Consider the following 14,267-nt stretch of genomic DNA (forward strand, 5'->3'; position numbering starts at 1 on the left):
GACCGCTAAAGTGAAGGTAACTTGAATAGAATCACTAGGGGTGTTGCTAAACTGAGATGAGTAGATACTCAAACCCTTTGAACCTGAACTAGTTCGTACTAGCGTAGGGAAGTGTAGACTCTAATAAACCAGCGAAGACCAGTCTGTCGGTTTTTTGCTATGTGATTATTTAGACGTGCGCAACTTTCCTTTTGGAGAGTTGCGCTTTTTTTGTTTACGACTTCGCTATTTAAGTTGCAAAAGACGATGAAGGAGTGGAAGACAGTGAACAGAACGGTAGTAGTGACGGGAAGCAGTCGGGGACTTGGCGCGACGATTGCAAGAGTATTGGTGAACAATGGGTTTAAAGTTGTGATTAATTATTATAAGAGCAAGGATGCGGCAGAGGAACTCGTAAATGAGCTCGGTGCAGAACATGCCATTGCCCTGTATGCGGATGTCACGAAGCGAGAAGACGTCGAGACATTGATGCAGTCAGCGACAGCTCATTACGGACAAATCGATGTCGTGATCAATAATGCCTTAGTCGATTTTAAGTTCGATCCGCGCGCTCAAAAATCATTCATCGATTTGGAATGGGAAGATTATCAAAAACAGTTGGATGGCACGTTGAAAGCAGCGTTCCACGTCGTGCAAAGTGTCCTGCCGCAGTTCATTGAACGAAATAGCGGCACCATCATCAGCATCGGCACGAATCTGTATCAAAACCCGGTAGTTCCCTATCACGAATATACAACGGCAAAAGCAGGGTTGATCGGCTTTACGCGTAATCTTGCATCAGAGCTAGGACAGTACGGCATAAACGTGAATGTCGTCTCCGGCGGCTTGTTAAAAGTGACAGATGCCAGCGCTGTGACGACCGCTGAAGTATTCGATTTAATTGCTCAATCAACTCCGTTAAAAAGAGTGACGACGCCGGAAGAGGTGGCGCAATTGGTCGCCTTTTTAGCGTCAGAAGCCGCCTCTGGCATTACCGGTCAAAATCTAACCGTAGATGGCGGATTGACGATGAACTGATGTCAGCGTTCAGGAGAAAGGAGTCAGGGAACTAGAGATGACGAAAACAAAGCAGTTAAACGTCGGTGTTTTATTGTACGGCTGTGGCCATCATCAAGCGGCATGGTTAATGCCGGATTCTGCGATTGAAGAAATCGGGGAGAGCGGTTATTATCAGCGATTGGCTCAACTAGCGGAAGCGGGTTGCCTGGATGCTGTATTTTTTGCTGACAATCAATCTTTTCCTGCTGCAAACGCAACTGAACTACCTGCCTTTTGGCTCGATCCTGTAATCAATTTAACCGCTATTTCTCAAGTAACCCATCATATCGGGTTAGTTTCAACGATATCGAGTACGTTTTCAAATCCGTATACAGCGGCGAGACAACTGTTAAGCCTTGATCACGTGACGAACGGGCGTGTCGGCTGGAACCTGGTGACGTCGATGACGGACTGGGAAGCGTTAAACCATAGTATGGATAGGCTCCCTGCAAGGGACGAACGGTATCAAAAGGCGGATGAATTTGCATCTGTAATGGAAAAATTATTTTTATCCTGGGATCGAGCTGATTTCCTTTCGAGCCGGACGGACAACCGGTTGATTGATCCTGAAAAGATTCAACCATTCCATCATAGCGGGACCTACTTCAACGTAAAAGGTCCTTCGTCTACACCGCGTAGTCCTCAAGGGAAGCCGGTGGCAATGCAGGCGGGTGCATCTGCCCAAGGGATTGCACTTGCATCGAAGCACGCGGATGCCGTCTATTCGGTGTCGTGGAATGTAAAGCAAGCGAAAGCATTCCGGGAAAGTCTACAGACACAAATCAAAGAAAGTGAGTCACCGGAGCGGCAGATTAAAATCTTTCCAGGATTGGTTACATACGTCGGTCGAACACGGGAAGAGGCGCTGGCGAAGAAAGCCGAACTGGATGAAAAATTACCGGTCGCGAATGCCTTGAAGCAACTGAGTTTCTTTTTGCAACAGGACTGTTCTGATTGGGATCTTGACAAAGCGGTGCCGTCCTTACCGCCTGTCGATGCGTTTTCAGGACCGGTCGGACGCTATAAAACGATTCTTGAAATCATCGATGATACAAAGCCTACACTAAGAGAACTGTTAGGTTATCTGGCAGCTGGTGGGGGACACCTGACACTGATAGGTACACCGGAAGAAATCGTCGATCAGATGGAGCTGTGGTTTGAAATGGGTATCGCAGACGGATTTAATCTGATGCCGCCGTCACTCCCATCAAGCTTAGAGGATTTTGTAGACCTGATCGTTCCTGAACTGCAAAAAAGAGGGTTGTTTAGAGAAGCCTATCAAGGGACTACGCTTCGGGAACATTTTGGTTTAGCTCAGGTGGGGGAGTCGGACGTGAAAAAATTCGTAAACTAAGCGTTCCTGCCAATCAGAGTCGGAGTCAGGGAAGTAGCCCGTTCGTCATGGACGAGCTACTTTTTGTATTTAATGCAGAAGATTCGTTTTCAAATCACCCGGAACAGGAATAACTATACAAACAATCTAGTCAAGGGGAGGCGCTTTTATGGAGCGGAGGCAACAGCGAAAGGAACGCTCGCATATGTTACGCAATATCTTGTTTGGTATAGGACTCGCTTGTATTGGTTTTCTCGTCCTGTTCGGTGTCATGACCGTTCTCGTCCAACAAATCGAGAAATCTGCCGATTACCAGGCGTTCGTGGAACTGATGCAGGACGCGGACGTCTCGTGGACGACACTGGAATTGACCCTCGTGTTCCTCCTGTTTTTCATCAGCGGAATGGCTGTCACGTTGCCGGAAGCCGTCAAAGAGGGATTGACGAATCAACTGATTGGCGCAAATGATACGGGGAACATCTTATCGGTTTTCGGAATCGATCTCAATCAAGTCTTGGAACCCCTGTCCTTCCGCGCCGAATATGGGAGTCCCTTCTTATCGATTTTCGGAATCGGTCTATTCCTAATCTTATTCTTAGTTTTACGGATCGGTGCAACGCGTGTGACCTGGACGATTCGAACAATCAGCTTTTTAGCGGCGAGTTTCGTCTTGTTTGCATTTACGTTCAATACAGGACTCGGGATTGATGTGCTGACAATTGATCAAGCGACCGTCTGGAATGGAATCTTCATTTTACTCTTTTTGACAGGACTGTTTTATCTCGCGTTTTATCCACGACAACTGTCCGGTGTGTCAGCCGCCGCCCGTGCTGCGATCATTATTCTGATGGTCGCAAGTAGTGCACAACTGTTCTTTACGGTGACGGATGAAGCGAAATATGAGGGGGACGCCTCGACCCGGACCTGGTTGACTGTTTCGAGTTTAAACGCAGGCAGTGACGGCTGGTATGATTTGATGCACGGCAGTCAAGTGACCTACAAGGCAAATGTCCTTGGTGCAAGATTAAATGTCCCGGTGACGTTTTTGAACGGGGAAACCGACGTGACGCGGTTGAAACAATCGATGGAGGACGTCGTCAACCGAATCGACGCCGAGCGCGTCACGAATCAATTGTTGACTGTCATCGGGGGAGAACGTCCCGATTTATCGAATACGCGTTTGACGCTTGACGCAGTCGATTACGGGACGGCACGAAATGTCGTCCTTGCGATGGACGCTCGGTCGGCCGGGCAAACGGCGGCCGCTGATCAAGTCGAACAGGACAAGCCGTTCCCGTTTTGGCTGTTTCTGATTGTCCCGTTCGTCGTCTATCTCCTTGTCAGCATCCGGGCCTTTAAGAAAATATACGATCCCGTCGTTTTCGCTGTTGCGACCGGTTTGATTAGCTGGTTCATCTGTTCGCTGACGGGGACATCGTTTGCACTCTTATGGCAGGACGATGCTCTCGTCCGGTTCAGTCAAGAGACGGCGACGGTGACGACGATTCTCTATGCGACGGTACTGGCACTGATTGCCGGTTTCATCGGTTACGCAATCAAACGACAGCATCATGGTGATAGATGAAGGGTGAAAACCGTTTCCCGTAAGTTCGGGGAGCGGTTTTCTTTTTTACAAGTAAATTTGTAAAGGTTCAAGGTTAATGTAAAGCCAATTTGTGGAATTAGTTAAGAAGGTTAAATAAGACGGATGTCCGACCTATTCAAAGAGGCTATAAGCTACAATCAAAGCGTGTTAAATTAATTGAGCAGTCATTTATATCTTAGGGGGAAACCAGATGAAACAGGCTACAAAAATTATTATCGCTACCACGTTGATCGCACCGATGTTAGCACCCGTCATCCAAGTCAAAACACTCGCAGCAGATGACAGTGTCGTCAAACTACGTTTTCTAGAAACAACAGATTTACATACAAACTCGATGAATTATGATTACTTCAAAGACGCGCAAGATGAGTCGATCGGTCTCGTCAAAGCAGCGACAGTCATCAAACAGCAACAAAACGTCGTCGGCGAAACGAACAGCTTCCTGTTCGATAACGGGGACACACTCCAAGGCACGCCGTTCGGGGATTATGTCAAAAATCAGTACGATCAAGGCAACAAAGGCAAACACCCGATGTATGAATTAATGGAATACCTTGGTTACGACGCCGTCACGCTCGGTAACCATGAGTTCAACTTCGGACTCGACTTCCTGAAGTCAGCGATGAGTGCTTCAAGCGGTTCAATCAAGTTCGTCAACTCAAACGTCCTCGACGCCGTGACGAAACAACCAATCGTCGCGGAATACAATGAAGACGGAAAAGACTATCAAATCATTGAACGGCAAGTGATGGATCAAAACAATCAACCGAAAACAATCAAAGTCGGCGTCTTCGGTGTCGTCACACCACAAATCATGGCGTGGGACGCGGGGAACTTGACCGGTAAAGTGACGGCGGAAGCCATCATCCCGGTCGCTAAAGCGACGGCGAAAAAACTAAAAGACGCTGGTGCAGACGTCGTCGTTGCGTTGGCCCACTCCGGAATCGGGGATACGATCGACCAAAAAGACGGCGATGAGAACGTCGGGTATGCTTTATCGAAACTGGCCGACATCGATGTCTTGATGACCGGTCACCAGCACGGAAAATTCCCGGCAGCTGACTCGGCATTCAATAAGTTACCGAACGTCGATGCCGAAAAAGGGCTGATTAACGGAAAACCGGTCGTCATGGCGAACACGCAAGGGAAAAATGTCGGTGTCATCGATCTGCAATTAAAACAAGTCGACGGCAAGTGGACGATCGATACGTCATCTGCGAAACTCGCTGACGTCACGAAAGAGACGGTCGCTGATGCCGGTGCGGTCAAGCTGATCGAGAAGTCGCATCAAGGAACACTCGACTATATCCGTCAGGAAGTCGGAACGATCAACGACGATATCCAAAGTTTCTTTGCACTCGTCCAGGATGATGATTCCGTCCAGTTCGTCACGAACGCTCAAAAATGGTACGTCGAAAAACAGTTAAAAGACAATGCGGAACTCGCGAAATATAAAGATTTGCCACTCTTATCTGCCGGTGCACCATTCAAAACAGGCGGACGGAATCAAGTCAATGCGGCAGACTACACGTTGATTAAAAAAGGCCCGATCGCACTGAAAAACGTCGCTGATCTATATGTCTATCCGAACACGCTTGAAGTCGTCAAGGTGACGGGCAAAGACGTCAAGAACTGGCTCGAGATGTCGGCCGGTCAATTCAATGAAGTATCAGGCGAACAAACCGATTTATTGAACAAGGATTTCCGCAGCTACAACTTCGATATCCTCGACGGATTGACGTATGAAATCGACATTACGAAACCCGCGAAGTATGACTACAACGGCGTCGTCGTCAACGCGGATGCCAGTCGTGTCCAAGACATCAAGTACGAAGGCAAGGAAATCACGGAGGAGCAGGAATTCCTCGTCGCGACAAACAACTACCGTGCAGGCAGTGCGTCGTTCCCGGGTCTTGGTGGCGGAAAAAACATCGTCTACAAGTCAGCGTACGAAACACGGAACGTCATCTCAGACTTCATCCAAGCCAAGCAGCCGGTCGACTATAAGGCCGATGCGAACTGGTCGCTTGTTGCCAGTAAACCGATGACGGTCAACTTCGATTCAGCGGAAGCGGCAGCAGCATATACGAAACGTTACGAAGGGATCACGAATACAGGCGTGACACGTGCCGGTGAAACGGGAACGTTCCTGAAGTTCGAAATGAACGTGCCGATGAAAAACTTTAATGTTAACGTTGCAACCGTCAAACCGGGAGCGAAAGTCGTCACAGGAACAGCTGTTGCCGGAGCGAAGATTACCGTCAAACTCGGATCAACAGTTCTCGGAACGGCGACTGCTGACGAAACAGGAAAGTATGCGGTAACGGTTCGTCCGGTCAAGCTCCGTGACAAACTGACGGTCGTCTCGGAACTCGGATTCATGAAAAAATCAGCAACCGTCACGGTCGGAACAGGCTTCGTCGCGACACCGGCGATCGATAAAAAATCAGCCGTCTACGGTTCGACGGTCTTGACGGGTAAAGCGACAGCAGGACTTGATGTCACGCTGTACAAAGGGTCGACAAAAATTGCCAAAGCAAAAACGACAGCGAGCGGCTTTAAGATTCCAGTCAAAAACGGTTTGACGACAGGGACATACACGGTCAAATCGACGGATATCTCGCACAAAGTCACGAAAAAAGCATCATTCACGATTAAAAACACCTACCCGGTCAAAAAATGGACAGGTAAAAAGACGTTGACGGGCAAAGTCGAAAAACGTCAAATCGTCCGTCTGTTCGAAAAAACGAGCAGCGGCTATCGATTGATTGCTCAAGACGTCGCCGACAACCACGGCAACTACGTCTTGAAAATGCGGACGGGTCTTGCGACAGGTTCGTACAAGATGAATGTCTATACGGCATCGGATCGTCTCGATCAATCCCGTTACTTCATCACGAAAAAATAACCGAACGAAAACGACCTCGCACGCGTGAGGTCGTTTTGTTTTGCTTAAAGAACTGGCATACTAAATAACAAAGGAGAGGATTGGTATGAGACAAGTCATCGTTACACCGTATCAAGAGGTATGGGCAGAAATGTTTGAAACGGAAGCGGCACAACTGCGGGCGATTTTCGGGCAACGGTTGCGTGGCATCCATCATATCGGCAGTACATCGGTCGCGGGACTGTCGGCAAAACCGATCATCGACATCTTACCGGTCGTCGATACGCTGGGTGAGATTGAGTCGTTCGACACGGCGATGGAAGCACTCGGTTACGAAGTCATGGGCGAGTTCGGCATGCCGGGACGGCGTTACTACCGCAAGGGCGGCGATGCGCGGACGCATCACATCCATCTCTATGCGGACGGCAGTCCGGAAATCAGGCGTCATGTCGTCTTTCGCGATTACTTACGGCAGCATCCGCAAGAAGCGACAGCTTACAGCGACATCAAGGAACAACTGGCGAAGCAGCATCCGGTCGACATCAGTGCCTACATCGCCGGTAAGGATGCGTTCGTCAAAGAAATGGAACACCGTGCGCTCGCGTGGTGGTCCCGTGGATGAGTGGCAACAGGCGTTACAACGGCACGTCGCCGTTGGTGTCCGGACGACAAGCCGATTGATGGAACGGATTCGACAGGACGATTGGCAGAAGCGACCGATTGCGGGGAAGCGGTCCGTATATGAAGTCGCCGCCCATCTTGCCGTGTTGCTCGAAGCGGATTTGCGGATTGCGACCGGCGCGACGGCAGAGGAGATGGCGCAGTTTTATGCGATTCCGGTGCCGACCGGTCAGCTTGTCGACCGCTTGGACCAGTCATGGCAGTACTATCAAGACCGGCTGGCGGGTGGTTTTGCGACGGAACCGACCTACTGGGGCGTCAGAGACAGTTCGTCCGGTTGGTTGGTGGAAGCAGCCGTCCACTTGTATCATCACCGGTCACAATTGTTTGATTACTTAAATCTGCTCGGGTACGATATCGAGCTGGCGTTATTTGAATAAGGGGGGATTAAAGTGGAACGGATTGTTGAGACGGTTGACGGACGGTTTGACACCCGCTTGACGGGAACGGGCGAAGTCACATTCATCCTTGATCACGGGATGATGTCGAACCACCACCAGTGGGGCTGGTTGCGCGGCGAGTTATTGCAGCTCGGACGCGTCTTTGAATATTCACGGCTCGGGTATGGCAAGTCCTCGCGCGGCAAAACGAAACGATTTTTTAGTCAACAGGCGGCTGAACTCGGACGCGTCCTGGATGTACTCACAATCGACGGACCGTTTCTGTTCATCGGTCATTCGCTCGGTGCCTATATCTCGCTCGAACTCGGGCGCCGTCGTCCGGACGAGACGGTTGGCATCGTCTTGCTCGATCCGTCACATCCGGAAGTCGATGTTGAACTACCGGACTGGTATGAGCGGATGCAGGAAAAGTGGAACCGTTTTTTGTATGTCCTCAGTCATATCCGTCCTCTCACCTGGTTGATTCCGGACAATCTCGGGGCGCGGATGTTCAAAAGCCTTCCGGAAGCGGACCGTGTCCCGCTGTGGCGACAGTTGAGCCGGACGCATCACTGGCGGGGCACGCTTGACGAGTGGGACACCGTCGCACACAACAATCAGCAGATTCTGCAGCTCGTCCCGCATGTGACGCCGCCGGTTCTTGTATTGTCAGCTTCCGATTGGGCGGGCGGGATGCCTGAAAAATGGCTGAACAAAGATTTGACGAAACGGATCAATGCAGCTCATGAACGGTTTGCCGATAGTTTGCCGGATGCGAGATTCCATCTGATTGCGAATACGAACCATTACACGATTGCCGGTTTTTCAAAAGAGGCTGCCGAAAGAATCGTCCAGTTGATCCGGACGACGTTTTGTGATTGAACGGACTGTCGTTGTCGTGACTTTTTTTATTTTTCGGGACTTGACAGTCTAAATCGGAATCGTTACTATTTAAAACGTAATCATTACGATTTATAAAGGAGACGATTTACATGTCACGCATTCCGATCACGGTCCTGTCCGGTTATCTTGGTGCAGGAAAAACAACAGTCTTGAATCACTTATTACATAATCGGGCAGGGCGGAAGCTCGCCATCATCGTCAACGATATGAGTGAAGTCAATATCGATGCGGCATTGATTGAAAAGGCCGGCTTTTCACGGACGGAGGAGTCGTTCGTGACGTTATCGAACGGTTGCATCTGTTGTACGCTTCGTGATGATCTATTAGTTGAAGTCCGTCGCCTCGTCGACCAAGGCGATCTGGATGGCATCGTCATCGAATCAAGCGGGATCTCGGAACCGATTCCGGTTGCCCAAACGTTTACGTACGTCGATGAAGACAGCCGAATCGATTTGACGGACGCGACGAAAATCAATGCGATGGTGACGGTCATCGACGGGTACAGTTTCCTGAAAGATTTTGAGTCCGGCGAATCACTAATTGAACGGCAACAGGCAGTTGATGAACAGGACGTCCGGGAAGTCGTTGACTTGCTCGTCGACCAGGTCGAGTTTGCGGATATCCTTCTCTTGAACAAAGTGGACCGACTGACGGCGGAAGAACGTATCGAAGTCATTCGTTATTTGAAAGCACTGAACCCGGTGGCGAAACTGATCGAGACGACCTACGGACAAGTCGACCCGGCAGCAATTCTTGACGTCGATTTATTTGATTTTGAGCAGGCGGCAGGAAGTGCCGGTTGGATCCGTGAGCTCAATGCCGAGGAACATGTCCCGGAGACGGAAGAATACGGGATTCAATCCTTTGTTTATCGGCGGGAGGTACCGTTTCATCCGGAGCGCCTGCTTGCGTTGATTGAGACGTGGTCGGAAACAATCGTCCGCGCGAAAGGATTTTTGTTCCTCGCGACACGACCGGAAGTGGCACTCTTGTTTCATCAAGCAGGATATGCGTCGAATATGGAATACGCCGGACGGTTCGAGACGCAAGCGGATCGCCGGACGGAACTCGTCCTGATCGGGATTGGTTTGGATCAAAAACGGCTTGAAGCACAATTCGATGCCTGCCTCGTTCAGCGGGATGAAACTGATTGGGCCTCGCTCGCCGATCCGCTTCCGGGTCGCGCGATGTACGATGACGTTTTTTAAATTCAGGTCAACTTTTGAAGAAATCACATCTGTGGTTTCTTTTTTTGCTATATTTTTAAAGGGAACAGGGAAATGACGATAAGAGAGTATGTTTCATAGAGGGGGAAGTAAAGTGCGCAATCGGGTTTTACAGTTCGCGCTCGTGTTTTTAGTCGCTGGAGGTATCATTTGGACATTGTATCAGTTGGATTACCTCTATTTTGTATTAACGATTTCCGCGGTCGTCGTGCCGCTCGCCGTCATCATGATCATCTTCATCGAAAATCGGACGGCAGAATCGACGATTGCCTGGTTTCTAGTCTTAATCTTTTTACCGATTCTCGGGGTCATCATCTGGATGATGTTCGGTCGGAACCCGCGTCGCCGTCGCCGGAACCGCCGGTCGCATGATGAGCGGATGTTACTCAAACAAGCGACCCGGCCGGTCCGTTCGCTCGCCGTCAGTGAATTGCCGGCAAATCACCTGAAGCTCGCCAACACGATTCGAAACTTCGGTGGCGGTGGGGTCGATGTCCATACGGCAAGTAAAATTTTGACGAACGGAACGGAGACGTTCCCGGCGATTCTTGAGGCGATCCGGAGTGCGAAGCATCACGTCCACATCCAGTATTACATCTACCGCAACGATGAGACGGGGAAGGCGATCCGTGAAGCATTGATTGAACGGCTAGAAGCCGGGGTCGAAGTCCGCTTCATGTACGACGGGCTCGGCAGTTATATGCTCGGGGAAGGCTTTTTACGTCCGCTCCGTGACGCCGGAGCAAAAATCGCCGCTTATGATCCGATTTCGAGTCCCTTGTTCATCTTCACGGCAAACTTCCGGAATCACCGGAAAATCGTCGTCATCGACGGCAAAGTCGGCTTTACCGGTGGATTGAACGTCGGCGATGAATACGATGGTAAAAACAAGAAATTTGGATTTTGGCGCGATACGCACCTTCGACTCGAAGGGCGTGCCGTCAAGGAGTTGCAGGCGACGTTTTTGGATGATTGGATTTATGCGCATCTTGAAGGGACGGATACATGGGAGACGTTCGGTGGCGAGGACGGATTAGCACGCTACTTCCCGAAACATGACGCTGAGACGGACGGGGCGGTACAAGTCGTCACGAGTGGACCGACGTCAAAAGATCCGGCGATCCGTAATGCCCTGATTGCAGCAATCATCTCTGCCCAGCGCTCGATTTGGATTGCGACGCCCTATTTGATTCCGGACAATGAAACGATGACATTGCTGCGGCTTGCAGCACGGGCCGGGCTCGACGTCCGGATTTTGACGCCGGGACGAGGGGACAGCTTCACGTCGTATTACGGGACACGGTCTTATTTCGGACCCTTGCTCAAAGACGGAGTGAAAATTTATACGTATAACCGTCATTTCATCCATGCGAAAATCGTGTTGATTGATGGCAAGATCGGCGTCGTCGGGACGGCGAACATGGATATTCGCAGTTTCGTCCTCAACTACGAAATCATGGCGTTTCTCTATGATACGGAAAGTGCATCGAAGCTTGAGCGGGACTTCATCGATGACTTCGAAGTTTCGATTCAGTTGTCGTCCAATGATTATGTCAAGCGATCGCTTCGTTTTCGTCTGTTCGAATCATTCTCGCGGCTGATTTCCCCCTTATTATAAAAAGCAGAGTTCGTAGTCCCGTCGATAATGCATTGGCGGGACTACTTTTTTTGAATAATGGATTAGTTGGAACTTGAAACGGGAACAAACAGTTTTATACACTTAGGGTGTACATCGGTTGCACTACTTACTTTTTGGAAGGAAGTGAAAAGGACGATTTCGTCCTGATCCCGTATGCGAACAATTGACGAATCCCATTTCTATACGCGAGACATGAAACCACTGGCACGACCGGAAGCGATCATTCAAGGTGATCATTACCGCTTCACGATTTTGACGAGTCGGATGATTCGGATGGAATACGCGGAGGATGGTCGCTTTGAGGACCGGCCGACGCAAACGGTCTGGAACCGCGATTTTCCCGTCCCGTCATTCCGAATCGTTGAAGACGATACGGAATTGCAAATTATCACGGAACATGTGCACCTCCACTATACGAAAGGTCCGTTCGCTGAGAATACGTTATATGTCGACGTGCTCGGGAACTTCAGTACGTACTACAGCCGCTATACATTCGGCGGACCGCTCCGGACGCTCAAAGGGACGGCGCGGACACTCGACCATGCGGACGGGGAGATTCCGCTCGAAGAAGGAATCATCTCCCGCCAAGGGTACGCGGCGATTGACGACTCGGCTTCGTTCGTCCTGACGGAAGATCATTTCGTCGAGCCGCGCCAAGCCGGGGCAAAAGATATTTATTACTTCGGTTATGGTCATGACTATAAACAAGCGTTGAAGGACTTCTATCATTTAACAGGACCGACGCCGATGCTGCCGCGTCAAGTCCTTGGGAACTGGTGGAGCCGTTACTGGCGCTATAACGAAAAAGAGTACAAAGACTTGATGACACGTTTCAAAAAAGAAGACGTCCCGTTTTCCGTCAGCGTCATCGACATGGATTGGCACGTGACCGACATTCCGGAAAAATACGGGAGCGGCTGGACCGGCTATACGTGGAACCGCGACTTGTTCCCCGATCCGCGAGGCTTCCTGAAATGGTTAAAGGATGATGACCGGATGGTGACGCTCAACCTGCACCCGGCGGACGGTGTTCGCGGGTTTGAAGAGGCCTATGAAGCGATGGCTGTCGCGATGGGACTTGATCCGGATACGGAAGACCGGATTCCGTTTGATTTTTCGGACAAGACGTTCATCGAAAACTACTTCACGAAACTGCATCACCCGCATGAGGCGGACGGCGTCGACTTTTGGTGGATCGACTGGCAACAGGGGGCGAACTCGAAGATTAAAGGGCTCGACCCGCTCTGGATGCTCAATCATTACCATGCGCTCGATATCGCCCGTGACGGCAATCGTCCGTTAATCTTCTCACGCTACGCAGGACCCGGCAGTCACCGTTATCCGGTCGGTTTCTCCGGTGACACGATCATCTCCTGGGCATCACTCAAGTTCCAGCCGTACTTCACGGCGACGGCGTCGAACATCGGCTACGGCTGGTGGAGTCACGATATCGGCGGACACCAGCGCGGTGAAAAAGATGATGAATTATCGACGCGCTGGCTCCAATATGGCGTCTTCAGCCCGATCATGCGTTTGCACAGTACGATGAGCATCTTTAACGGGAAGGAACCGTGGCGGTATTCGGTCGAGGCGGAACAAGTCATGAAACGGTATTTACGGTTGCGTCATCAACTCGTCCCGTATATTTACACGATGAATGCCCGCAATCATTTTGACGGATTGCCGCTCGTCTCACCGATGTATTATGAGCATCCGGAAGACGAACTTGCGTATGCCGTCCCGAACCAGTATTATTTCGGAACGGAAATGATGGTCGCACCGATCGTCGAACCGATGAATCAGAAATTACACGTCGCGGCGACGACGGCGTGGTTGCCGGACGGGGAATGGTTCGATTTCTTCTCCGGTCACCGTTATACAGGCGGGAAACAAATGCGTCTGTTCCGAAAGCTTGACGAACAGGCGGTTCTCGCGAAAGCAGGCGCGATCATTCCGCTCGGTCGACATGTCGAGCACTCGAACGCCTTGCATAATCCGGAACACCTCGATGTTCACGTATTCCCTGGCGCCTCGAACCAATTCACGCTGTTTGAGGATGACAGTGTCGGTGTCGCCCACCGGGACGGGGAAAACGTCGAGACATCGTTCGAACTCGACTGGGTCGCCCGGACGATGACGATCGCAGCACCAATCGGAAAACAGGAACTGTTGCCTGAAAAACGGGTCATCACTGTGATTTTACGTGGTGTCAACGAAGGGTATATCGTCCGTGACGGAGAAACGTTACCGGGCGAATATGACCCGAAAAAACAATCGTTGACGGTTTCGCTCGGTGAAGTGACGGAAACGGTCACGTTATCGCTCCAAGTCGAAATGTCAACGAACGATAATCGGATGGAACGCTTATATGAGTTCCTCGATCAGGCGGAAATCGGCTACGACTTGAAGGACCGTCTCTATCGTCTGTTGACGCAACGTCTTGAGCCGATCAATTTGATGCATCAGCTCCAGGCACTGGATCTTGAGAAGGATCTCGTCGACTGTTTACTTGAATTGATGCTGTACTGACGCGAAAATGAACGACAGGATGAATAGTATTCAAATAATTTTAGC

General features: G+C 50.4%; 10 protein-coding genes and 1 riboswitch. All 10 genes read left to right on the plus strand.

What is annotated here, in order from left to right; all coding sequences use genetic code 11:
- The first annotated feature begins 26 nt into the window (after positions 1-26).
- A riboswitch (TPP riboswitch) is annotated at positions 27-127 on the plus strand.
- Between the two features lie 119 nt (positions 128-246).
- Positions 247-1,017: a 3-oxoacyl-ACP reductase gene (locus A0126_RS16415; RefSeq protein ID WP_369834761.1), complete on the plus strand. Its 771-nt coding sequence runs from the start codon at positions 247-249 to the stop codon at positions 1,015-1,017.
- A 37-nt stretch (positions 1,018-1,054) separates the two neighbouring features.
- Positions 1,055-2,392, plus strand: coding sequence for an LLM class flavin-dependent oxidoreductase (locus A0126_RS16420; protein WP_088836867.1), 1,338 nt, complete (start codon positions 1,055-1,057; stop codon positions 2,390-2,392).
- A 148-nt stretch (positions 2,393-2,540) separates the two neighbouring features.
- Positions 2,541-3,956 (plus strand): hypothetical protein, encoded by a 1,416-nt coding sequence (locus A0126_RS16425; RefSeq protein WP_088836868.1) that lies wholly within the window; start codon positions 2,541-2,543, stop codon positions 3,954-3,956.
- Between the two features lie 211 nt (positions 3,957-4,167).
- Complete coding sequence (locus tag A0126_RS16430) at positions 4,168-6,885, plus strand: bifunctional 2',3'-cyclic-nucleotide 2'-phosphodiesterase/3'-nucleotidase (RefSeq protein WP_088836869.1); 2,718 nt, start codon at positions 4,168-4,170, stop codon at positions 6,883-6,885.
- A gap of 85 nt (positions 6,886-6,970) precedes the next feature.
- On the plus strand, positions 6,971-7,486 hold the full coding sequence (locus A0126_RS16435) for a GrpB family protein (RefSeq protein ID WP_088836870.1): 516 nt from the start codon (positions 6,971-6,973) through the stop codon (positions 7,484-7,486).
- Positions 7,479-7,925 carry a DinB family protein gene (locus A0126_RS16440; protein WP_088836871.1) on the plus strand — a complete coding sequence of 149 codons (447 nt, stop codon included), beginning with the start codon at positions 7,479-7,481 and terminating at the stop codon, positions 7,923-7,925. The genes A0126_RS16435 and A0126_RS16440 overlap by 8 nt, the downstream gene beginning before the upstream one ends.
- A 12-nt stretch (positions 7,926-7,937) precedes the next feature.
- On the plus strand, positions 7,938-8,807 hold the full coding sequence (locus tag A0126_RS16445) for an alpha/beta fold hydrolase (protein ID WP_088836872.1): 870 nt from the start codon (positions 7,938-7,940) through the stop codon (positions 8,805-8,807).
- 110 nt (positions 8,808-8,917) lie between these two features.
- Complete coding sequence (locus tag A0126_RS16450) at positions 8,918-10,036, plus strand: GTP-binding protein (protein WP_088836873.1); 1,119 nt, start codon at positions 8,918-8,920, stop codon at positions 10,034-10,036.
- Between the two features lie 112 nt (positions 10,037-10,148).
- The gene (locus A0126_RS16455) at positions 10,149-11,672 is read left to right on the plus strand and encodes a cardiolipin synthase (protein ID WP_088836874.1); all 1,524 of its coding nucleotides are present in this window, start codon (positions 10,149-10,151) and stop codon (positions 11,670-11,672) included.
- 174 nt (positions 11,673-11,846) lie between these two features.
- Positions 11,847-14,222 carry a glycoside hydrolase family 31 protein gene (locus A0126_RS16460; protein WP_088836875.1) on the plus strand — a complete coding sequence of 792 codons (2,376 nt, stop codon included), beginning with the start codon at positions 11,847-11,849 and terminating at the stop codon, positions 14,220-14,222.
- The last annotated feature ends 45 nt before the right edge of the window (positions 14,223-14,267 follow it).

It is taken from the genome of Exiguobacterium sp. N4-1P (assembly GCF_002214325.1).